This window comes from Bradyrhizobium sp. CSA207, from assembly GCF_029051685.1.
Classification (GTDB): Bacteria; Pseudomonadota; Alphaproteobacteria; order Rhizobiales; family Xanthobacteraceae; genus Bradyrhizobium.
Map to the genome: position 1 here is coordinate 114,313 of NZ_JAACFT010000013.1, position 18,578 is coordinate 132,890.

An 18,578-nucleotide genomic window follows, 5' to 3' on the forward strand; every position below is an offset into this window, starting at 1 on the left:
TAGTCTTCAGGCCCGCGCCTTCTCCACGTTGGCGCTGCGGGCCGGCACGGCGAACTCCCTGCGACAGACTTCGGCCAGCACGGCGACCCCCTCGCGGATTTGCTGATGCGTCGGGCTCGCAAAGCACAGCCTGAGCCGTGAGCTGGAATGCTTCTTGTTGGTCGACCATTCCGGCCCCGGATTGATCGAGACGCCAGCGGCAAGCGCGGCCTGGTACAGCTTGAGCGTATCGACCTGGTCGGGCAGCTTCACCCAGAGGAAGATGCCGCCCTTTGGCTCCTCGAACTCGGCGGCAGTCCCGAACTGCTCGTTCAAGGCCTCCATCAGCGTATCGAGCTTGGTGCGTAGCGCCTTCGTCAGTGCCGGCACGTGGGTCGAGAAATGCGGCTTGCAATATTCGGCCAGCACCATCTGCTCCAGCGCGCCGGAGCCGGCATCCGTCTTCAGGGACAGCATGCGCGACATCACATCCCAGGGCGCCACGATGAAGCCGACGCGGAGCGCCGGTGCGATCGATTTGGAGAACGACCCGATATGGATTACGCCGCCGTTCGGGCTCATCGCATGGATCGCCGGCGGACGGTGTCCCGACCATACGAGGTCGGCATAGCAATCATCCTCGAAGATCGGCACGCCATAGTCGGCCGACAACCGCAACAGTTCGGCGCGCCGGCTTTCCGGCATGATGCTGCCGGTCGGGTTCTGAACCGTCGGGATGCTGTAGATGTATTTTGGCCGGACGCTGCGGTTCTTCAGGTCAGTCAGCGTCGCGGCCAACAGATCCATTCGCATGCCGTCCGCGTCGAGGGGAATGCCGACCACGTTGACGCCGAGCCGCGTTAGGCGGTTCAGCGAGCCCTGATAGCTGTCCTGCTCGACAATCACGGTGTCGCCACGCGCCAGCAGCGTGTGGTTGACGAGGTCGAGCGCCTGCAACGAGCCGGAGACGATCAGGAGATCGTCGACCGTGCAGCTGATGCCGGCATCGCGCTTGAGTTTCGTCAACAGGAATTCGCGCAAGGGCAGATAGCCCTGGGGCCCGTGTGCCAGTCCGTAAGTCGCGAGGTTTCGGCCCTCGCGCCGCATCACCGTATTGGCAGCCTCGACCAGCTCGTCGAGCGGGAGCTGCTCGGAATCGTTGTTGCCCCCGACAAAACTGTATTTGGCGAGGCCGTTCCAGCGCGCAGTCGGGGCTGGCAACCCCGCTGGAAACAGGGGCGCGAAGTCGAAGCTGGACGTCATGGGCGTTCCTCGTTCTGTTCTTATTGAGCGGCCGGCGTTGCCCCGGCCTGCCTTACTTCTTGCCGGCCGTCCGGGTCGGACGTCCCTGGCTGATGAAAGCGTAATGCGCATTGGCGACACCGCCAACCATCAAGGCTTCGACCGCCGGTTCGGCGATCTCGCCCGTGGCAGCCCAGTCGACGATGAAATTAGCCCCGGTCCCGCCGCGCACGTCGTCGGTCGGAATGAAGACCGAGACAGTGGCGAGCGGCTTCAGCGCCACCGGCGCTTTCAGGTAGCTCTCGACCTGCCTGCCTGCAGTGTCGAAATAGGCGATGCGTCTGACGACCAGCGGCTGGGTCTCGGAGGCGTTGTGCACGCTCAGCGTCACCGAGAAGTCGACGCGCAGCTTGCCCTGGCTCATCGCGACGCTGGAATAGGCCGGCACGTAGAAGCCGCCGGAAACACCGAGTTCATCCTTCGGAAGCGCCGTGAGCGAATCGGCAAAGGTTTGCTCGATATTGACCTTGGATTGAGCGATTGCGGGTCCGGTAAAGGCGAGCGGGCATAGCAGCATTGCAGCGGCAAACCTCATCCGCATGTGACGAATTGCTTGCTTGCCGCGCCGCAACCTGTCTCTAGGGTGCGGCCAAACGGACCAATTTCGCATGCACGAACTCATTCGCGACATCACTCTCTGCATTCTGTTCGCCTGGATGCTGGGCCTGCTCGCCCATTTCTCCCGGCAGCCGCTGATATTGGCCTACCTTATCGCCGGCTTCTGCATTGGTCCATTCGGCGCCGGCTGGGTCAAGTCGCAGGAATCGATCAGCGTCATCTCCGAACTCGGCCTGATCTTCATGCTGTTCATGATCGGTCTCGAGATCGACCTGAAGAAAATCGTGCGGGCGGGAAGGGTGATCCTGTTCGCGGCCGGCGGCCAGCTCCTCGGCGGCTGCCTGCTCGGCGTCCTGTTCTTCGCAGGTATTGGCCTGTCGCTCGGCGGCGGCCATTTTGATGCGCTCTATCTCTGCGTCGCCTGCGCGCTCTCCAGCACCGTGATCATCGTCAAGGTGCTCTACGAAAAGCGCGAGCTCGACACGCTGCCCGGCCGCGTCACGCTTGGCGTTCTGGTGCTCCAGGATATCTTCGCCATCCTGTTTCTGGCGGTGCAGCCGAGCCTTGCCAACCTGCAAGTCAGCGTTATCCTGCTTTCGATCGGCCGTGTCGCGGTGCTGGTCGCGGCAGCGCTCCTGGTCAGCCGCTATGTGCTGCCGCGCCTGTTTCACCAGATCGCCCGCCGCCCCGAATTGATCCTGCTCGGCGCGCTGGCCTGGTGCTTCCTCGTCGCCGAGACCGCCGAGCGGCTCTCGCTGTCGCGCGAGATGGGCGCGCTGATCGCCGGCGTCTCGCTTTCGACCTTTCCTTATGCTCTCGACGTCACGGCCAAGGTCACCACGCTCCGCGACTTCTTCATCACGCTGTTCTTCGTCGCGCTCGGCATGACCATTCCGGTGCCGGGTCTTTCCGTCATCGGCCTCGCGCTGATGATCGCGGCCTTCACGGTGGTGAGCCGCGCAGTCACCACCTTCACCCCGCTCTATCTGATGAAGCAGGGCCTGCGCGCCAGCCTGCTCCCGGCGATCAATCTGGCGCAGATCTCCGAGTTCTCGCTGGTGGTGATCCAGACCGGCGTCGCCGACCACCACATCGCACCCGAGACAGCGAATGCGGCCTCCTTCGCCTTCGTAGTGCTGGCCGTGCTCTCGACCTTCGTGATGACCCGCAGCGACGAGATCATCCGCCGGGCGATCGCTCCCCTGAAGCGGATCGGCCTGCGCGATCTCGACCACGGCCACGCCGAGGAGGGATACGAGGGCGGCCATGGCGAGGCCCGCCGCATCGTTATCCTCGGTTTTTTCCGCGCGGCGAGCGCGCTGCTCGCCGAGATCGAGCGGCAGAACCCGCTGCTGCTCGAGCAGATCACGGTGATCGACTTCAACCCCAATGTGTATCAGACCCTGCTTTCGCGCGGCCTGCACGTGATCTATGGCGATATCAGCAACGTCGACACGCTCCTCCATGCTGGCGTCGGCAAGTCCGAGATGATTATCCTCAGCGTGCCGGATGCACTGTTGAAGGGCGCCAGCAACGAGAAGCTGGTGCGCCACGTGCGGAGCCTCAATCCGAACGCTCTGATCGTGGCGACCGCCGATCTTCTCTCCGATGTCTGCGAGCTCTACGAGGCCGGAGCCAACTATGTCACCGTGACGCGGCTCAGCGACGCCCATGAGCTGTTCACGGTGATCGAAGCCGCCCAGGCCGGCCTCCTGGCCGACAAGCGCGCCGAGCTCGACGTGCGGCTGAACGAGCGGCGCGAGGTGCTTCCCTAGGAGCTCCGGCTGGCCTTCCGCTCGAGCCATTGGCGCCTATATCGCTGGTATCTTCGGTGCAAGCTCGAATGCCTGCCCGAAGGCTGCCTCCGGGCATGTGTGGTTGCGTCCAGGACACTAGCGCCGGGCCCCAAGTCCGGCTAAGCCTCCGGCCATAACCGATAGAGATTGGGAAATGCCCGATACCGTTCAGGAAGTCTTGCAGGCCTTCGCCGGGGGCGAGCTCGTTGTCGTCACCGACGACGAGGACCGCGAGGGCGAGGGCGATCTGATCGTCGCCGCCTCGCTCTGCACCGCCGAGAAGATGGCGTTTATCATCCGCCACACCTCCGGCATCGTCTGCGCGCCCATCACCACCGAGGACGCGCGCCGCCTTCGCCTCGATCCGATGGTCGCCCACAACGATTCCGCCCACACCACGGCGTTCACGGTGTCGGTCGACTACAAGCCCGACGGCGGCACCGGCATCTCGGCGGAGGAGCGCGCCTCGTGTTGCCGCGCGCTCTCCAATCCCAATGCCGGGGCCAACGACTTCGCCCGGCCCGGCCACATCTTCCCGCTGATCGCCAAGGACGGCGGCGTGCTGCTGCGCTCCGGCCATACCGAGGCCGCGGTCGATCTCTGCAAGCTGTCGGGGCTGCCGCCGGTCGGCGTCATCAGCGAATTGATGAACGACGACGGCAGCGTGATGAAGGGCGAGCAGGTCGCCCGCTTCGCCGCCCAGCACAAGCTCAGGCACGTCACGATTGCCGACATGATCGCCTATCGCCAGGCGCGCGAGAAGCTGATCGAGCGGGTCTCGACGTTCGTCACTGAGAGCCCGATCGGACCGCTCCAGGGCTATGCCTACCGCTCGCCGTTCGATTCCATCGCGCACGTCGCCTTCGTCTATAATGGCGTCGGCGACGGGAGGAACGTGCTGACGCGCTTCCACAAGCCGAACATCGTCAAGGACACCTTTACCGGCCACAAGCGCATGGCGGCCGTGCTGGAGCACTTCAAGAAGGCCGGCCGTGGTGTGCTGGTTTACTTGCGCGACGGTGCGGCCGGTGTTCCCGTGGCGCCGCTGCCGGATGAAACCTCGATGGAGGCCGACCGCAACCGCCAGTGGCGCGAAGTCGGCGTCGGCGCGCAGATCCTGCGCGATCTCGGCGTCACCTCGATCCGGCATCTCACCTCGTCTGTGCACGACTACAAGGGATTGTCGGGTTTCGGTATCGAGATCGTCGCTAACGAGCAGCTCGATACCTGATACTGTCATTTCGGGATGGCGCACGGCTCCGGACTGGGATCTCGGCGTAGCAGTGACTAGGATGTCGGGTTTCGCGCTCGCCCCGGAATGACCGAAACCAGGATGCATTTGCACTTGTTGCCGCGGCGCTCTAATTTGTCGGGCAATTATTGACGGAACAGACGCGAAAGGACGTTTCATGAGCGTGCGCCCCCAGGCCAAGGACAAGCCGGCTGCGGCTTCTTTCCAGTGGGACGATCCGTTCCTGCTCGACGAGCAGCTCACCGAAGACGAGCGCATGGTACGCGACACCGCGCGCGCCTACGCCCAGGACAAGCTGTTGCCGCGCGTCGCCAAGGCCTATCTCGAAGAGAAGACCGATCGCGAGATCTTCAACGAGATGGGCGAACTCGGCCTGATCGGCATCACGCTGCCAGAGGAGTATGGCTGCGCCAATGCAGGCTATGTGGCCTACGGCCTCGTCGCGCGGGAGATCGAGCGTGTCGATTCCGGCTATCGTTCGATGAACTCGGTGCAGTCCTCGCTGGTGATGTATCCGATCTACGCCTATGGCGACGAGAACCAGCGCAAGAAATACCTGCCGAAGCTCGCCAGCGGCGAGTGGGTCGGCTGCTTCGGCCTGACCGAGCCCGACGCCGGCTCCGATCCGGCCGGGATGAAGACCCGCGCAGAGAAGGTCTCGGATGGCTATCGGTTGACTGGTACCAAGATGTGGATCTCGAACGCGCCGATCGCCGACGTGTTTGTGGTTTGGGCCAAGTCGGCCGAGCACGACAACCAGATCCGCGGCTTCGTGCTGGAGAAGGGCATGAAAGGCCTCTCCGCGCCGAAGATCGGCGGCAAGCTGTCGCTTCGCGCCTCCATCACCGGCGAGGTCGTGATGGACGGCGTCGTGGTCCCCGAGAGTGCGTTGCTGCCGAACGTCTCCGGCCTCAAGGGTCCGTTCGGCTGCCTCAACCGCGCCCGCTACGGCATCTCCTGGGGCGCGCTTGGCGCCGCCGAGGACTGCATGCACCGCGCCCGGCAGTATACGCTCGACCGCAAGCAGTTCGGCAAGCCGCTCGCCGCAACCCAGCTGGTGCAGAAGAAGCTCGCCGACATGGAGACCGAGATCGCACTCGGCCTCCAGGCCTCATTGCGCGTCGGCCGCCTGATGGACGAGGGCAAGTTCGCGCCCGAGATGATCTCGATCGTCAAGCGCAACAATTGCGGCAAGGCGCTCGATATCGCCCGCGTCGCGCGCGACATGCACGGCGGTAACGGCATCTCGATCGAGTACCATGTCATGCGCCACGTCCATAACCTCGAGACCGTCAACACCTACGAGGGCACCCACGACGTTCACGCCCTGATCCTCGGACGTGCGATCACGGGCATCCAGGCGTTTTTCTAGAGGCCCCGGCGTTCGGTGTTGGCTGATTTGCTCCGCTGTCATCGTCCGCCTTGTGCGCATTGCGCACCGGTGCGGACGATCCAGTATCCCAAAGATCTCGCCTTCGCCTCGGGCGCCGCAGCGTACTGGATACCCCGCCTTTGCGGGGTATGACGAAGAGCGTGGCGGTACGTACAGGAAGAGCCATGTCCGACAACGACGACGTCCCGTTCAACCGCAACTTTCCACTCAAAGCCGGAATCGTCGAGGAGGTCCGCCCGGGCGTGCGGCGCGTGCTCTGTAACAATCCCAGCCCGTTCACCTTCACCGGCACGGTGAGCTACATCGTCGGTCAGGGCAACGTCGCAATCGTCGATCCCGGTCCGGCCGATGAGGCGCATGCGGCTGCACTGCTCGATGCCGTGCGCGGCGAGACCGTAACGCATATCCTCGTCACCCACACCCACCGCGACCATTCGCCGAACACCGCCCGTATCAAGCAAGCGACGGGCGCGACCGTCTATGCCGAGGGGCCGCATCGCGCCTCGCGTCCGCGCTTCGAGAGCGAAAAGCACAATCCGGAATCCGGCACCGACCGCGATTTCGTGCCCGATGTCAGAGTCGCCCATGGCGACGTCATCGAGGGCGCCGGCTGGCGGCTCGAAGCGGTCGCGACGCCCGGTCACACCGCCAATCACCTTGCGTTCGCCTGGCCCGAGCGAAAGTTCAACTTCGTCGGCGACCACGTGATGGGCTGGTCGACCTCTATCGTGGCCCCGCCCGACGGCTCGATGATCGATTACATGGAGTCGCTGGATCGGCTCGCCGCGCGCGAGGAGGATCTGTATTTCTCCGGCCATGGCCCCGAGATCCCGGACGGCCCGCGCTTCGTGCGGTTCCTGATCCGTCACCGCAAGGCGCGCGAGGCCTCCATCCTGCATCGCCTCGCCAAGGGCGAGGCCGACATTCCGACCATGGTGCGCGCGATCTATATCGGCATCGATCCGAGGCTGACGACGGCCGCCGGTTATTCGGTGCTGGCGCATCTGGAGGATCTCGTCGCCCGCGGCGTGGTGGCGACGGATGGTGATCCAGTGATCGGCGGGACGTACCGGATGGCGAGCTAGCCTCTCGTCATTCCGGGGCGATGCGAAGCATCGAGCCCGGAATCCATCGGGCCGCAGCGTTCGTGGATGAATGGATTCTCAGATGCGCAATTGCCCATCATAGCTCGCGCTAACGCGCGCCCCGGATTGACGGAGACCTACTTTTTCACTGTCTTCGCGGGCGCCTTGGGCGGCGCGACTGGCGTCTTCTTCACCGGCTTCAGCGCATCGGCATCGGCGGCGGCGTTGAGATCGTCGATGAATTTTATGACGCGGGCGGCGTTGCTGCCGAGGTCGCTCTCGAAATAGCGCGAGGCGGAGCGGATATCGACGCGGGAATCGTCGCCGTCGGGCACGACCCGGATCGAGATGTCCTCACGGAAACCCATGATCGGCGAGCGCGCCACCGCCTCGATCCGGCCGATGCGGCGCGGCGGCTGCGGCGCGCGCTCGTCGATCACGAGCCATTTGCGCTTGTTGACGAGCTGGAGCGCGATTGCATAGGCGCGGTCGACCGAGATCTCGAGCTCGATCGGCTCGATATCAGGGTAGAAATGACGCTGCTGTTCGGCCGAATAGAGGCCGGCATAGACGGCCGGATTGGCGCCGTCGCCGGTGCGCAGGCGCGCCAGCGCATCGAAGCGCGGTGGATCGATCGGATCGGTGGTGATGTCGTGGATCGCCGGCAACTTGCGGTATTGCAGGCCGAGATAGGCGGGATAAGCGAGGATCGCGCCGTCGATCAGGAAGGCGAGCAGGATGCGCGCCATCCCGCGCGAGCCGTTCTGCCAGATCGCGGCAAAGCCGGCGAGCCCGAACAGGATGGAGAGCGCGGCGATCGCGAGGCCGCCGAGGAAGGTCGCGAGCGCCGGCTTCATCTCCAGGAAGCCGAAGCGGACGATGACGATAGAGACCAGCACCGCCACCACCGCGAACACGGCCAGATTGCGCGCCCAGCTCGCGAGACTGGACACGGGCTCCGACTGATAGGGAGCGGAAAACCTGCGGGCCATGGGTAAGCTCTGCCGGGGTTTTGGGGCGGTGCCGCCGTGCGAAATGGCGGAATTGCCGGATGCGCCGTTGAGACCACGGCCCGGCAGCAAATTCAAGGGTCGTCCACCCTCCCCCTCCGGGGGCCTCCAGGGGAGGGTGGATCACCAAACCTACGCCGCAGCGTTCGGGAAGCGATAATCCTTGAACTGGTCGCGCAGCGCGGTCTTCAGGATCTTGCCGGTCGCCGTATGCGGGATACCGTCGACGAAAGCGACGTCGTCGGGCATCCACCATTTGGCGATCTTGCCGTCCATGAACTTCAGGATGTCCTCGCGCGTGGCCTGCTGGCCCTGCTTGAGTTGCACGATCAGGAGCGGGCGTTCGTCCCATTTGGGATGGTAGACGCCGATCACGGCGGCTTCCGCCACGGCCGGGTGGCCGATCGCCAGGTTCTCCAGGTCGATCGAGGAGATCCACTCGCCGCCGGACTTGATCACGTCCTTGGAGCGGTCGGTGATCCGCATGTAGCCGGCCTCGTCGATGGTCGCGACGTCGCCGGTATCGAAGAAGCCGTCCTCGTCGAGGATCTCGGCGTCGAGGTGGTAATAGGCCTTGGCGACCGCGGGGCCGGAGACCTTGAGACGGCCGAAGGTCTTGCCGTCCCAGGGCAGTTCCTTGCCGGCATCGTCGGTGATCTTCATCTCGACGGCGAACGGCGCGTAGCCCTGCATCTGGAGCACGTCGAGCCGCGCCTCGCCGGTGGCGTCGGTGAACGGCGGCTTCAGCGCCGCGACGCTGCCGATCGGGCTCATCTCGGTCATGCCCCAGGCGTGGCGGACGTTCGAGCCCATGTCGAGGAAGGCCTTGATCATCGAGCGCGGCATCGCCGAGCCGCCGCAGATCACCATCTTCAAATGTGGCAGCTTGAGATTGTTGGCGGCCATGTGCTGGAGCAGCATCAGCCACACCGTCGGCACGCCCGCGGTGTGCGTCACCTTCTCGGTCGAGAGCAGCTCATAGACCGAGGCGCCGTCGAGCTTGGCGCCGGGCATCACCAGCTTGGTGCCTTGCGAGGGCGCGGAGAAGGCGATGCCCCAGCTGTTGGCGTGGAACAGCGGCACCACCGGCAGCATCGTCTCGGAGGCACTGGTGCCGAGCGCGTCGACATTGTTGGCCATCAGCGCGTGCAGCACGTTGGAGCGATGCGAATACAGCACGCCCTTCGGATCGCCCGTCGTGCCGGAGGTGTAGCACATCGCGGCCGCCGTGTTCTCGTCAAAGTCCTTCCATTTGAATTGGCCGTCGGCCTCTGCGATCCAGTCCTCGTAGGCGACCACGTTCTTCAGCGTGGTCTGCGGCATGTGCGCCTTGTCGGTGAGCACGACGTAGCGCTCCACGCTCGGCAGCTTGTCGGCGATCTTCTCCAGCACGGGAACGAAGGTGATGTCGGTCATCACGATGCGGTCCTGCGCATGGTTGATGATCCAGGCGATCTGCTCGGGGAAAAGGCGAGGATTGACGGTATGGCAGATGGCGCCGATGCCCATGATGCCGTACCAGACCTCGAGATGGCGCCAGGTGTTCCACGCGATCGTCGCAACGCGGTCGCCGAGCTTGATGCCGTCATGCTCCAGCATCTGCGAGACCTTGAGCGCGCGCTGGTGGATTTCGGCATAAGTGGTGCGGTGGATCGGTCCCTCGACCGAGCGGGTGACGACCTCCTGCTTGCCATGAATCCTGGCGGCGTGTTCGATGATCCGGTGGCAGAGCAGGGGCCAATCTTGCATCAGACCAAGCATTCAGACGTTCCTCCGAGTAAGGCTGGACTTGTTATCGCTCTCAGCACTGGGCCAAAGAATTGTCATGAGTTTTAGCCTGCCGGACTTTCGCCGCAAATGGTCTTGTCGCGGTTATATGTCCGCTGGCGCGGCAATGGTTACCGTCGGGCTCGGGCTGTCGCTTATGCTGCCGGAGCCGGTGAGCGCGCGAAAATATGCTGCACCGCTCGATATCTTTGGTCTTGGTGCGCCACGGCCACGCGCGCCGGTTCATTTGGCCCGAATTCCGCTACCGAAGCCGCGCCCGGAGCAGGCGCCCAAAGGGCCGGAGAGGGGCCCAGACAAGACTGTGCCGGCCGCCGACGGCAAGCCTTCCCCTGACAAGCCTTCCCCCGACGAACCTTCCGCCGACAAATCCGGTGCCGATAAGCCCGTCGAGGCCGCGCCGCCGCCCGAGAAACAGGCTTCGGCCTGCCGGCTCGCACTGACCGAGGAGATTGCGATCGCGCCCTCGATCCCGGAAATCCGCGGCGCCGGCGGCTGCGGCGGCGAGGATCTGGTGCGGCTCGAAGCCATCGTGCTGCCGGACAGGCGCAAGGTGCCGGTCAAGCCGGCGGCGGTCCTGCGCTGCACCATGGCCTCCGCGATCGCCGATTGGGTCCGCACGGACATGGTGCCGCTGGCCACAAGCCTCGGTTCGACCATCGCCGATCTCGATAATTTCGATTCCTTCGAGTGCCGCGGCCGTAACCGCATCGCGGGCGCGATGCTGTCCGAGCATGGCAAGGCCAATGCACTCGACGTCCGTGCCATCAAGCTCGCCAATGGCCAGTCGATCGGCCTGACCGACCGGGCCATGTCGCGCGAGGTGCGCGAGCGCGTCCTGCATTCGGTCTGCTCCCGCTTCACCACCGTGCTGGGCCCGGGCTCGGACTGGTATCACGAGGATCACATCCATCTCGACCTGGCACAGCGGCGCAACGACTACCGGATCTGCCAGTGGAACGTCTGGGATCCCTTGCCCCAGGTGGCGCCGCTGCTGCCGGCGGAGCGGCCCGAAGAGGCTCCGCCGCGTGAGGTTGCGGCCAGGCCGGAAACGAAGGATGGGGGTGATGAGGAAACGGCGAAGCGTGCCGCGCCCGCCGATAAGCCGGCGGCGGATGCCGGCCAGGGCCAGTCGCCGCGTAAGCCGGTAACGAAAAAGCGCCGGTGAAACCGGCGCTTTTGAAAAGCCTCAGGCAGGGCCCACTCAGTAGGAAGAATTGGAACCGCCGCCCTGAAGCGCGAGGCGCGAATTGTAGGGCGAGTCGCCGTGCTTCGGCTCCAGCACCACGACGATGGTGCCGACCTTGACGCGGTTGTAGAGGTCGATTGCGTCTTCGTTGGTCAGGCGGATGCAGCCCGATGAGATCGAGGCGCCGATATATTCCGGCTGGTTGGTGCCGTGGATGCGGAACAGCGTGTCCTTGCCGCCCGAGTAGAGATACATCGCTCGCGAGCCCATCGGATTGTCCGGACCGGGCGCGACGAAGGTCGGCACACCCAGGCGTGAAATCTCGCCCGGCGTCGGGTGCCAGGCCGGCCACTCGGTCATGCTGCCGACCTTGGCGATACCGGACCACGCCATGGCCTCTTCGCCGACGGTGATGCCGTAGCGGATCGCCTTGCCGCCATCCATCACGTAGTAGAGGTAATGGTTGTCGGAATCGACCACGATCGAGCCCGGCGCTTCCTTGCGGTGGTATTCGACGATGGCGCGGCGGAACGGCTCCGCGACCGGGGTATTCTCGTACCGGACCTTGGCAAGCAGTTCCTTGTCCTTCGGCTTGAAGGCTTTGGTGTCGGTCGCTTCAAAATGCGTGGCCTGCATGCAACCCGACAGCATCAGGCCGGCAGCCAAAATGACTAACTTAACTTTCAGCGACGACATGGTTTGGTTCCAATCAAAACAATACCGTGCGGAAATCCCGAGCGTAGCGCCCGAGTTCCTCGACTCCGTTAGTCCCATTATCGTTGAAATCTGCCACAATTCCAGCTCTTAAGGCCTTTTCCCGCGCTGCGAGACCCTAGCTGTGGCTTTTTTGCCGCAAGTTTGCAGCCTCGGCGTCGGTTTTCGGGCCAAAGCGTGCCGAACTGTCCCGTCCTGCCACGGTAGAGCCGCGGGGCGGCCACAAATGCAAACGCTCCGTTAATGTGCTTGTCATCGTGAACTTGTCAGAATCGCGCTAAGGGCTGTCACTCTGTCGCAGGCCCCCGCTGGAGTTGTGCATGTTTTCTGTGTTCGTTCCCTCCGAGTCCTCGCTCAAGAAGGCCGTCATCGACGATCTCACGGCAGTGCCGGAGCATGCGGTGTGGATCGACCTGTTCAACCCGACAGCGGCCGAGGACAAGGCGGTGGAGCGGCTCTCGGGCATCGCGATCCCGACCCGGGAGGACATGCAGGAGATCGAGATCTCCAGCCGCCTCTATATCGAGAGCGGCGCGCGCTACATGACGGCGACGCTGATGTGCCACTCCGACACGGACATGCCTCGGACCACGGCGGTCACCTTCATCCTCGGCGACCACCGCCTGGTGACGGTGCGCTACGATCAGCCCAAGCCCTTTGCGCTGGTCGAGGCCAAGCTGGCCCGCTCCTGTACGCCGGGGATCGCCGGCGAGATGGTGCTGATGGAGCTGCTGGACGCGGTGATCGACCGTTGCGCCGACATTCTGGAGCGGTGTGGCGCCGAGATCGACCAGGTCTCGCACGACATCTTCGAGCCGGAGAGCGAACGTCACGGTCACGCCAAGCAATATTCCCAGATCCTGATCTCGATCGGCCGCAAGGGCGATCTGACCTCCAAGGTTCGCGAGAGCCTGGTCTCGATCGGCCGCGTCGTCGCCTTCCTCTCGGCTGTGGTAGAAGGCGTGAAATGGTCGAAGGACATGCGCGAGCAGCTCAAGACCATGCAGCGCGACGTGGTCTCACTGACCGACCACGCCTCCTATCTCTCGAGCAAGATCACCTTCGTGCTCGACGCCATGCTCGGCGTCGTCAATCTCGAGCAGAACAACATCATCAAGCTGTTTTCGGTCATGGCCGTTGTCCTGATGCCGCCGACGCTGATCGCCTCAATCTACGGCATGAACTTCAAGATGATGCCGGAACTCGAATGGACGCACGGCTATCCGCTGGCGCTGGTGCTGATGCTGATCGCGGCGATCGTCCCGTACTGGATCTTCAAGTGGAAGAAGTGGTTGTAATAGCTACCGAGACCTTTCGCCGTTTGCACAGACACGACGGTTGGTGTCGCAGAATAGAGCGGGATTGAGGCTGCGCGGTGATACGTGCTCTCCGCCCCAATTCCTCCGGTAAAATTTGAGCGGTGGGCTGAACGTTTGCGCGAAACTTGTCTGCGATAAGCAGTGCGTAGCCGCGAGGAACAGCCATGGTTGAAAAACACATAACGTCGCCCCGCAACGTCATCGATCTGGCGAACTATCGTCAGGTTCTGGCGAGCGGCAAGGCGTCGTCGATGTCGGCACGCATGTGTCGGCACTGTGGTGCTCCGCTGCTCGACGGTGAGAACGACGACGACTGCTCGACTGCACTCAACGCCGCAGCTCCCCGGCTGCGCGAACGGTCGCGTCGGATTCGACTCGATTGAGCAACGGAAGGAAGGGCGGGCGATCCAGGTCTTGCGGCGGCTTTGTCTGGATCGCCTTGCTTCCCTAGCACTGCTTCCAACGACGGCGAGCGAGCCTACACGTGCTGGCCGCCGTTGATGTGGATCTCGGCGCCGTTGACGTAGGACGATGTCTCCGTGCACAGCACGTAGATGATCTTGGCGACCTCGTCCGGCGTGCCGAGCCGGTGCATCGGGATCTGCTGCTCCACGATCTTCTCCGTGCCCGGCGACAGGATGGAGGTGTCGATCTCGCCCGGCGCAATGGCGTTGACGCGCACGCCGATGCGGCCGAAGTCCGACGCCATCTCGCGCGTTAGCGATGCGAGTGCGGCCTTGGAGGTCGCATAGGCCGCACCCGCGAAGGGATGCACCCGCGAGCCCGCGATCGAGGTGACGTTTACCACCGAGCCTTTGGCCGTCTTCAATTCCTCGATCAGTCCGCGCGCGATCATGATCGGCGCGAAGAAGTTGACGTTAAACACGTGCGTCCAGGTGTCGAGATCGGTGTCGACCGAACCGAGCCTGGAGCCGCCCGGTCCCTTCGGCGAGATCGCGGCGTTGTTGACCAGCGCATGCAGCATGCCGCCCTCGAGGCGGTTGCGAATGTCCGAGATCGCGCGCGTCGTGTCCGCGGGATTGCCGAGGTCGACCTGGATGTGATCCTCGGGGCCTGCGTCCCACGGACAATCCTCAGGGAACGGATGCCGCGAGCAGGTGATGACGCGCCAGCCCGCCGAGGAGAAGCGGATCACGGTGGCGTGGCCGATGCCGCGGCTCGCTCCGGTCAGGAGCAGCGTGCGGCGCGGCGCATTGGAGGGCTGCGGCATTGAAGTCTTTCCGGTCAGGGGTACATCCGCGTCTTGGACCACGGCTGGCCGACGGCGTCACGGCGAAATTCGATGCGGTCGTGCAGGCGGAATGGGCGGTCGTGCCAGAACTCGATGCGCGACGGCGTGACGCGCCAACCGCTCCAGCCCGGCGGTCGCGGCACCTCGCCGATGACGTGCTTGGCGGCGACCTTGGCGATAGCCTGCTCGAAGGCAAAGCGGCTTTCCAGCGGCTGCGACTGCTTGCTCGCCCAGGCGCCGATCTGCGCCTGCTTGGGGCGGGTGGCGAAATAGGCATCGGCCTCGGCCTCGGACACCGGCGTCACGTTGCCGCGGATGCGAACCTGACGGCGCAGCGATTTCCAGTGAAAAAGTAACGCGGCCTTAGGATTTGCGGCGAGCTCGCGGCCCTTCTGGCTGGCGATGTGGCTGTAGAAGACGAAACCCGCGGAATCGAAGCCTTTCATCAGCACCATGCGCACGTCCGGCAGCCCGTCGGCGTCGACGGTCGCGAGCGCCATGGCGTTCGGATCGTTCGGCTCGCTCTTGATCGCCTCGTTCAGCCAGGCCTCGAACAGCGCAAAAGGCTCGTCGGCGGCGGTGAAATCACCGGATGTTAAGGGTGTCTGGTGTCTCATCGAAGTCGTGTCGGTCATGTCTGGAGTCCGAGTTGCGTCCTGAGGTCCAAAACGCGTTGGTGTCCGCTACCGCCCTATATAGGGCATGGGGACGCGTTGGCCTATCCGCGATGCGGCCGTCCGGCTTTGTCATGACGATGATTCTGATCGGGCTCGGCGCCGGCGGTTGCAGCTTTTCCCGCAGCGAGAGCAGTGCGTATGCCAAGGCCGACGACAGCGACCTCACCGGCTCGATCGTGCGGGCGGCAAAGGAGGCCGCACCGACCGAGACCGATCTCGCCTTCGCCCGCAACGCCGCCTCCGACGTCCTGAGCCAGGGCGACAAGGATTCCAGCCAGCACTGGGAGAATCCGCAGACCGGTGCACGGGGCTCAGTGACCCCGATCGCGCAGTCCTACGCCGCCGAGGACGGCCGCAAGTGCCGCGATTTCCTGGCGAGCTATGTCAACGGCAGCACCGAAAGCTGGCTTCAGGGCGCCGGCTGCCAAAGCAGCCGTGGCCGTTGGGAGATTCATACGCTAAAGCCGTGGCGGAGTTAGGAATCGGCTCCGCGGGGCTAGTTGCAAAAATGCCACTGGTCCCCCACATGAATCCCAGGTGGGGCGGGGAGCCCTTTGAACATATCGATTTCCGAGAGGAGACGTGACGGATGCGCGACCCCTATGAGGTCTTGGGGGTGCCGCGGAGCGCCAGCGCTGCCGCGATCAAGAGCGCCTATCGCAAGCTTGCCAAGAAGCACCATCCCGACAGCAACAAGAACGACCCGAAGGCGGCCGAGCGCTTCGCTGAGCTCAATACCGCCAACGAGATCCTCGGCGACGAGGACAAGCGCAAGCAGTTCGATCGCGGCGAGATCGACGCCGACGGCAAGCCGCGGTTCCAGGGCTTTCCTGGCGGCGGCGGTCCGCGCGGGCGCGCGGGTCCCGGCGGGTTCGAAAGCTATACGTTCCGCAGCGGCGGTGCGGGCGCAGGCCCGGGCGGAGGCGCGTTCGAGGACATCCTCAACAGCATGTTCGGCGGCGGGATGCGCGGTGCGCGGCCCGGTGCCGGCGGCGCCGGGCAGTTCGAATTCGACACCGGCGGGATCGGGCTGGATCTCGACCTGAACGTCGCCATGACCGTCTCGCTGGAAGAGTCGGTGCAGGGCGGGGAGAAGCGCGTCCGATTGCCATCCGGCAAGGAACTCAACGTCAAGATTCCGGTCGGCGTCGTCAGCGGCCAGCAGATCCGGCTGAAGGGGCAGGGCGAGACCGTGCCTGGCCATCCGCCCGGCGATCTCCTGATCACCATCACCGTCGCGCCGCACGCCTTCTTCAAGGTCGAGGGCGCCGATCTGCGGGTCGACTTGCCGGTCACGCTCTACGAGGCGGTGCTCGGCGCCAAGGTACGCGTGCCCACCCTCGGCAATGCCGTGGAGCTCTCGGTCCCCAAAAACACCTCCAGCGGCCGGACCTTCCGTCTCAAGGGCAAGGGTCTGCCCAAGGCGGGCGGAACCGGCGACCTCTTCGTCACCGTCAGGATTATTCTACCGGACGGGAACGACGCCGAGCTTGAGGCATTGATGGAAAAGTGGCGGGACCAACATCCCTACAATCCGCGTAGCGGGCTCGGCTAGGGCGCTTATCCGAGGCCGCTTCGACGATCGGAGCATTCTCTTCCCGAACGGATGATGCTCAACATGCGGCTGAAGCGCGGATCGCGCTTCAGCGTCGATGTGAACGACGTGTCGGTTGTCCGGCGGGGCAAGCGATAAAAAGGTGCGGCCTCGAGAGGGGGACCAGCGCGGTACCAAAAACCCCAATCGAGGCCGCCCGCGTCGATCGGCGGATCGAACGCTGCTCAGTTTCGCGTGAGCATCCGGTGCGATAATGAGACGCGCCGATGTCCTGATTCCAAATTTTCAATGTCGGAATCGAGGCACCGCGTTCGCGCGGGTTGTCTAGGTGCCGCTTTTCTCTGCCTGGTCGTAGACGGCGTGCGCCACCTTGGTCAGCCGGTCGCGGTCACCGCTGCCGCTGACGACGTAGCCGACGCCGCGGTCGGCCCAGAACAGCGCTCCGTCCTTGTCCGTTTTGGCGTAGCGCATCTGCGTCGCGCCGCTCTCGGTCTTGGCGGTGTAGATCGTGTAGCGCTCGCCCGAGGGGCCCTCATACATCAGGAACGACGCGGGCCCGTTCGGCCCCGGCAGCAGCCGGCCGCCGACGAGCTTAAGTCCGCTCGCCTCCAGGTTCGGCGCGAACACGGTCCAGCCGCAGCGCCTGGTCAGCCAAGCCTGGAGGTGGTCGCGTTCGTTGCCGCCGACCTCCACGGGGTGACGAACCTCGACGACATAGAGGCGGTGGGCATCGAGCGCGTCGGCCGTGAAGCTCTGGAAGGTCGAGGGCGCGTTGGCGGCGCCATGCGCCACCCAGCCGGCCGCGCCGCCGGCAACGAAGGCAACCAGCGCGGCCGCGACCGCGCCATAAAGCCACTGCCTCGGGCGGCGCTCCAGCCGCTCCAGTTCCAGCCGCGCTGGCACCGGCTCTTGGGCGACGGCATCGTAGCGGGCGTGCAGCATCTCGGCCATGGCGCGCCAGGATTGCACCCGCTCGGCATCCTCGGGGTGGGCGGCGAGCCAGGCCTCGACGTCGGCACGGCGCTCGGCCGGCAGTTCGCCGTCGATATAAGCGTGCAGCTCGTCCTCGGTGACTGGAATATTGCGCTCGTTCATATCGGTCGTCTCTGGCTCTGCGGCCCAAAATATCGTTCGCGGCTAACGTGCGCTTTGTCCCTCTGCAAGCAGACGACGCGATATGCGCGATGCATCAACTCTGCCATCATTTCACCCGCCTGAGCGCCGGGCGCTCGCCCTCCAGCGATGCCTTGACGTGGGCGCGGGCTCGCGCCAGGCGCGACATCACAGTGCCGATCGGCACGCCCTGGATGTCGGCGACCTCGCGGTAGCTCATGCCCTCCAGCATCACCAGCAGCAGCACCGAGCGCTGCTCCTCGACGAGCGTCGCCAGCGCCCTTTCGATGTCGCGTCCTTCGGCTTCGGTCCCGCTGGCATCGGGGTTGTTCTCCGTCAGCTGCATGAATTGCGGCCGTCTTGCCAGCGATCGGCGTCGGTTCTTGTTGAGGTTGGTCAGGATGGTGTAGAGCCAGCTCCTGACGTCGCCGCCGAGAAACAATCGTTCCGAACGCAGCGCCCGCACCAAGGTGTCCTGCACCAGATCGTCGGCCGCATCCGCATCGCGCGTCAGTGCGCGGGCGTAGCGGCGCAACGCCGGGATCATGGCTTCGACACTCTGGCGAAACGCACTCATGGCCGTCTTGACGTCCTTACGT

The 18,578-nt window shown here is 64.5% G+C and carries 18 protein-coding genes; 9 read left to right on the plus strand and 9 right to left on the minus strand.

Annotation, left to right across the window (positions count from 1 at the left end; genetic code table 11):
• Positions 1-6: 6 nt before the first annotated feature.
• Positions 7-1,242 carry a PLP-dependent aminotransferase family protein gene (locus GWG65_RS16615; RefSeq protein WP_275196643.1) on the minus strand — a complete coding sequence of 412 codons (1,236 nt, stop codon included), beginning with the start codon at positions 1,240-1,242 and terminating at the stop codon, positions 7-9.
• Positions 1,243-1,294: 52 nt separating this feature from the next.
• Positions 1,295-1,822 (minus strand): DUF3124 domain-containing protein, encoded by a 528-nt coding sequence (locus GWG65_RS16620; protein WP_275196644.1) that lies wholly within the window; start codon positions 1,820-1,822, stop codon positions 1,295-1,297.
• Between the two features lie 67 nt (positions 1,823-1,889).
• On the opposite strand from GWG65_RS16620, the gene GWG65_RS16625 reads away from it, so the two are divergent.
• From GWG65_RS16625 to GWG65_RS16640, 4 genes are all read left to right on the plus strand, one after another.
• On the plus strand, positions 1,890-3,614 hold the full coding sequence (locus GWG65_RS16625; protein WP_275196645.1) for a cation:proton antiporter: 1,725 nt from the start codon (positions 1,890-1,892) through the stop codon (positions 3,612-3,614).
• A 175-nt stretch (positions 3,615-3,789) separates the two neighbouring features.
• Positions 3,790-4,866, plus strand: a complete 1,077-nt coding sequence (ribB, locus tag GWG65_RS16630; RefSeq protein ID WP_275196646.1) for a 3,4-dihydroxy-2-butanone-4-phosphate synthase — start codon at positions 3,790-3,792, stop codon at positions 4,864-4,866.
• Positions 4,867-5,044: 178 nt separating this feature from the next.
• Complete coding sequence (locus tag GWG65_RS16635; RefSeq protein WP_148741623.1) at positions 5,045-6,259, plus strand: acyl-CoA dehydrogenase; 1,215 nt, start codon at positions 5,045-5,047, stop codon at positions 6,257-6,259.
• A gap of 185 nt (positions 6,260-6,444) precedes the next feature.
• Positions 6,445-7,365, plus strand: a complete 921-nt coding sequence (locus GWG65_RS16640) for an MBL fold metallo-hydrolase (RefSeq protein WP_275196647.1) — start codon at positions 6,445-6,447, stop codon at positions 7,363-7,365.
• A 137-nt stretch (positions 7,366-7,502) separates the two neighbouring features.
• Here the strand turns inward: GWG65_RS16640 and GWG65_RS16645 are convergent, their stop codons facing one another.
• Together GWG65_RS16645 and GWG65_RS16650 are read right to left on the minus strand one after the other, a co-directional pair.
• A complete protein-coding gene (locus GWG65_RS16645; RefSeq protein ID WP_275196648.1) occupies positions 7,503-8,357 on the minus strand; it encodes a DUF1499 domain-containing protein in 855 nt (284 codons plus the stop codon).
• 150 nt (positions 8,358-8,507) lie between these two features.
• Entirely contained in the window at positions 8,508-10,136 is a 1,629-nt protein-coding gene (locus GWG65_RS16650; RefSeq protein WP_275196649.1) for a fatty-acid--CoA ligase, read from the minus strand.
• Between the two features lie 64 nt (positions 10,137-10,200).
• Between GWG65_RS16650 and GWG65_RS16655 the strand changes: the two genes are divergently transcribed.
• Positions 10,201-11,328 carry an extensin family protein gene (locus GWG65_RS16655; RefSeq protein ID WP_275196650.1) on the plus strand — a complete coding sequence of 376 codons (1,128 nt, stop codon included), beginning with the start codon at positions 10,201-10,203 and terminating at the stop codon, positions 11,326-11,328.
• 36 nt (positions 11,329-11,364) lie between these two features.
• Here the strand turns inward: GWG65_RS16655 and GWG65_RS16660 are convergent, their stop codons facing one another.
• The gene (locus tag GWG65_RS16660) at positions 11,365-12,045 is read right to left on the minus strand and encodes a L,D-transpeptidase (protein WP_275196651.1); all 681 of its coding nucleotides are present in this window, start codon (positions 12,043-12,045) and stop codon (positions 11,365-11,367) included.
• 338 nt (positions 12,046-12,383) lie between these two features.
• Between GWG65_RS16660 and GWG65_RS16665 the strand changes: the two genes are divergently transcribed.
• Both GWG65_RS16665 and GWG65_RS16670 read left to right on the plus strand, forming a co-directional pair.
• On the plus strand, positions 12,384-13,361 hold the full coding sequence (locus GWG65_RS16665) for a magnesium transporter CorA family protein (RefSeq protein WP_275196652.1): 978 nt from the start codon (positions 12,384-12,386) through the stop codon (positions 13,359-13,361).
• Between the two features lie 185 nt (positions 13,362-13,546).
• Positions 13,547-13,765 carry a hypothetical protein gene (locus tag GWG65_RS16670; protein WP_148741630.1) on the plus strand — a complete coding sequence of 73 codons (219 nt, stop codon included), beginning with the start codon at positions 13,547-13,549 and terminating at the stop codon, positions 13,763-13,765.
• 95 nt (positions 13,766-13,860) lie between these two features.
• On the opposite strand, the gene GWG65_RS16675 is transcribed toward GWG65_RS16670, so the two are convergent.
• Positions 13,861-14,613, minus strand: a complete 753-nt coding sequence (locus GWG65_RS16675; RefSeq protein ID WP_247382976.1) for an SDR family oxidoreductase — start codon at positions 14,611-14,613, stop codon at positions 13,861-13,863.
• Positions 14,614-14,627: 14 nt separating this feature from the next.
• Complete coding sequence (gene pdxH, locus GWG65_RS16680; RefSeq protein ID WP_275196653.1) at positions 14,628-15,269, minus strand: pyridoxamine 5'-phosphate oxidase; 642 nt, start codon at positions 15,267-15,269, stop codon at positions 14,628-14,630.
• Between the two features lie 113 nt (positions 15,270-15,382).
• Between pdxH and GWG65_RS16685 the strand changes: the two genes are divergently transcribed.
• Positions 15,383-15,790: an RT0821/Lpp0805 family surface protein gene (locus GWG65_RS16685; RefSeq protein ID WP_342760646.1), complete on the plus strand. Its 408-nt coding sequence runs from the start codon at positions 15,383-15,385 to the stop codon at positions 15,788-15,790.
• Between the two features lie 110 nt (positions 15,791-15,900).
• Complete coding sequence (locus GWG65_RS16690; RefSeq protein ID WP_275196655.1) at positions 15,901-16,866, plus strand: DnaJ C-terminal domain-containing protein; 966 nt, start codon at positions 15,901-15,903, stop codon at positions 16,864-16,866.
• 324 nt (positions 16,867-17,190) lie between these two features.
• Here GWG65_RS16690 and GWG65_RS16695 read toward each other — a convergent pair whose 3' ends face one another.
• Positions 17,191-17,961, minus strand: a complete 771-nt coding sequence (locus GWG65_RS16695) for an anti-sigma factor (RefSeq protein ID WP_275196656.1) — start codon at positions 17,959-17,961, stop codon at positions 17,191-17,193.
• A gap of 106 nt (positions 17,962-18,067) precedes the next feature.
• On the minus strand, positions 18,068-18,556 hold the full coding sequence (locus tag GWG65_RS16700) for a sigma-70 family RNA polymerase sigma factor (RefSeq protein WP_097659779.1): 489 nt from the start codon (positions 18,554-18,556) through the stop codon (positions 18,068-18,070).
• Positions 18,557-18,578: the final 22 nt, after the last annotated feature.

What these genes read in the sequence shown, in the direction of transcription:
- GWG65_RS16665 (WP_275196652.1), top strand. Translation starts at nt 12,384, where the DNA reads ATGTTTTCTGTGTTCGTTCCCTCCGAGTCCTCGCTCAAGAAGGCCGTC.
- GWG65_RS16695 (WP_275196656.1), bottom strand. Translation starts at nt 17,961, where the DNA reads ATGAACGAGCGCAATATTCCAGTCACCGAGGACGAGCTGCACGCTTAT.
- GWG65_RS16635 (WP_148741623.1), top strand. Translation starts at nt 5,045, where the DNA reads ATGAGCGTGCGCCCCCAGGCCAAGGACAAGCCGGCTGCGGCTTCTTTC.
- GWG65_RS16675 (WP_247382976.1), bottom strand. Translation starts at nt 14,613, where the DNA reads ATGCCGCAGCCCTCCAATGCGCCGCGCCGCACGCTGCTCCTGACCGGA.
- ribB (WP_275196646.1), top strand. Translation starts at nt 3,790, where the DNA reads ATGCCCGATACCGTTCAGGAAGTCTTGCAGGCCTTCGCCGGGGGCGAG.
- GWG65_RS16650 (WP_275196649.1), bottom strand. Translation starts at nt 10,136, where the DNA reads ATGCTTGGTCTGATGCAAGATTGGCCCCTGCTCTGCCACCGGATCATC.
- GWG65_RS16655 (WP_275196650.1), top strand. Translation starts at nt 10,201, where the DNA reads ATGAGTTTTAGCCTGCCGGACTTTCGCCGCAAATGGTCTTGTCGCGGT.
- GWG65_RS16625 (WP_275196645.1), top strand. Translation starts at nt 1,890, where the DNA reads ATGCACGAACTCATTCGCGACATCACTCTCTGCATTCTGTTCGCCTGG.
- GWG65_RS16690 (WP_275196655.1), top strand. Translation starts at nt 15,901, where the DNA reads ATGCGCGACCCCTATGAGGTCTTGGGGGTGCCGCGGAGCGCCAGCGCT.
- GWG65_RS16685 (WP_342760646.1), top strand. Translation starts at nt 15,383, where the DNA reads ATGACGATGATTCTGATCGGGCTCGGCGCCGGCGGTTGCAGCTTTTCC.
- GWG65_RS16615 (WP_275196643.1), bottom strand. Translation starts at nt 1,242, where the DNA reads ATGACGTCCAGCTTCGACTTCGCGCCCCTGTTTCCAGCGGGGTTGCCA.
- GWG65_RS16645 (WP_275196648.1), bottom strand. Translation starts at nt 8,357, where the DNA reads ATGGCCCGCAGGTTTTCCGCTCCCTATCAGTCGGAGCCCGTGTCCAGT.
- pdxH (WP_275196653.1), bottom strand. Translation starts at nt 15,269, where the DNA reads ATGACCGACACGACTTCGATGAGACACCAGACACCCTTAACATCCGGT.
- GWG65_RS16670 (WP_148741630.1), top strand. Translation starts at nt 13,547, where the DNA reads ATGGTTGAAAAACACATAACGTCGCCCCGCAACGTCATCGATCTGGCG.
- GWG65_RS16660 (WP_275196651.1), bottom strand. Translation starts at nt 12,045, where the DNA reads ATGTCGTCGCTGAAAGTTAAGTTAGTCATTTTGGCTGCCGGCCTGATG.
- GWG65_RS16640 (WP_275196647.1), top strand. Translation starts at nt 6,445, where the DNA reads ATGTCCGACAACGACGACGTCCCGTTCAACCGCAACTTTCCACTCAAA.
- GWG65_RS16700 (WP_097659779.1), bottom strand. Translation starts at nt 18,556, where the DNA reads ATGAGTGCGTTTCGCCAGAGTGTCGAAGCCATGATCCCGGCGTTGCGC.
- GWG65_RS16620 (WP_275196644.1), bottom strand. Translation starts at nt 1,822, where the DNA reads ATGCGGATGAGGTTTGCCGCTGCAATGCTGCTATGCCCGCTCGCCTTT.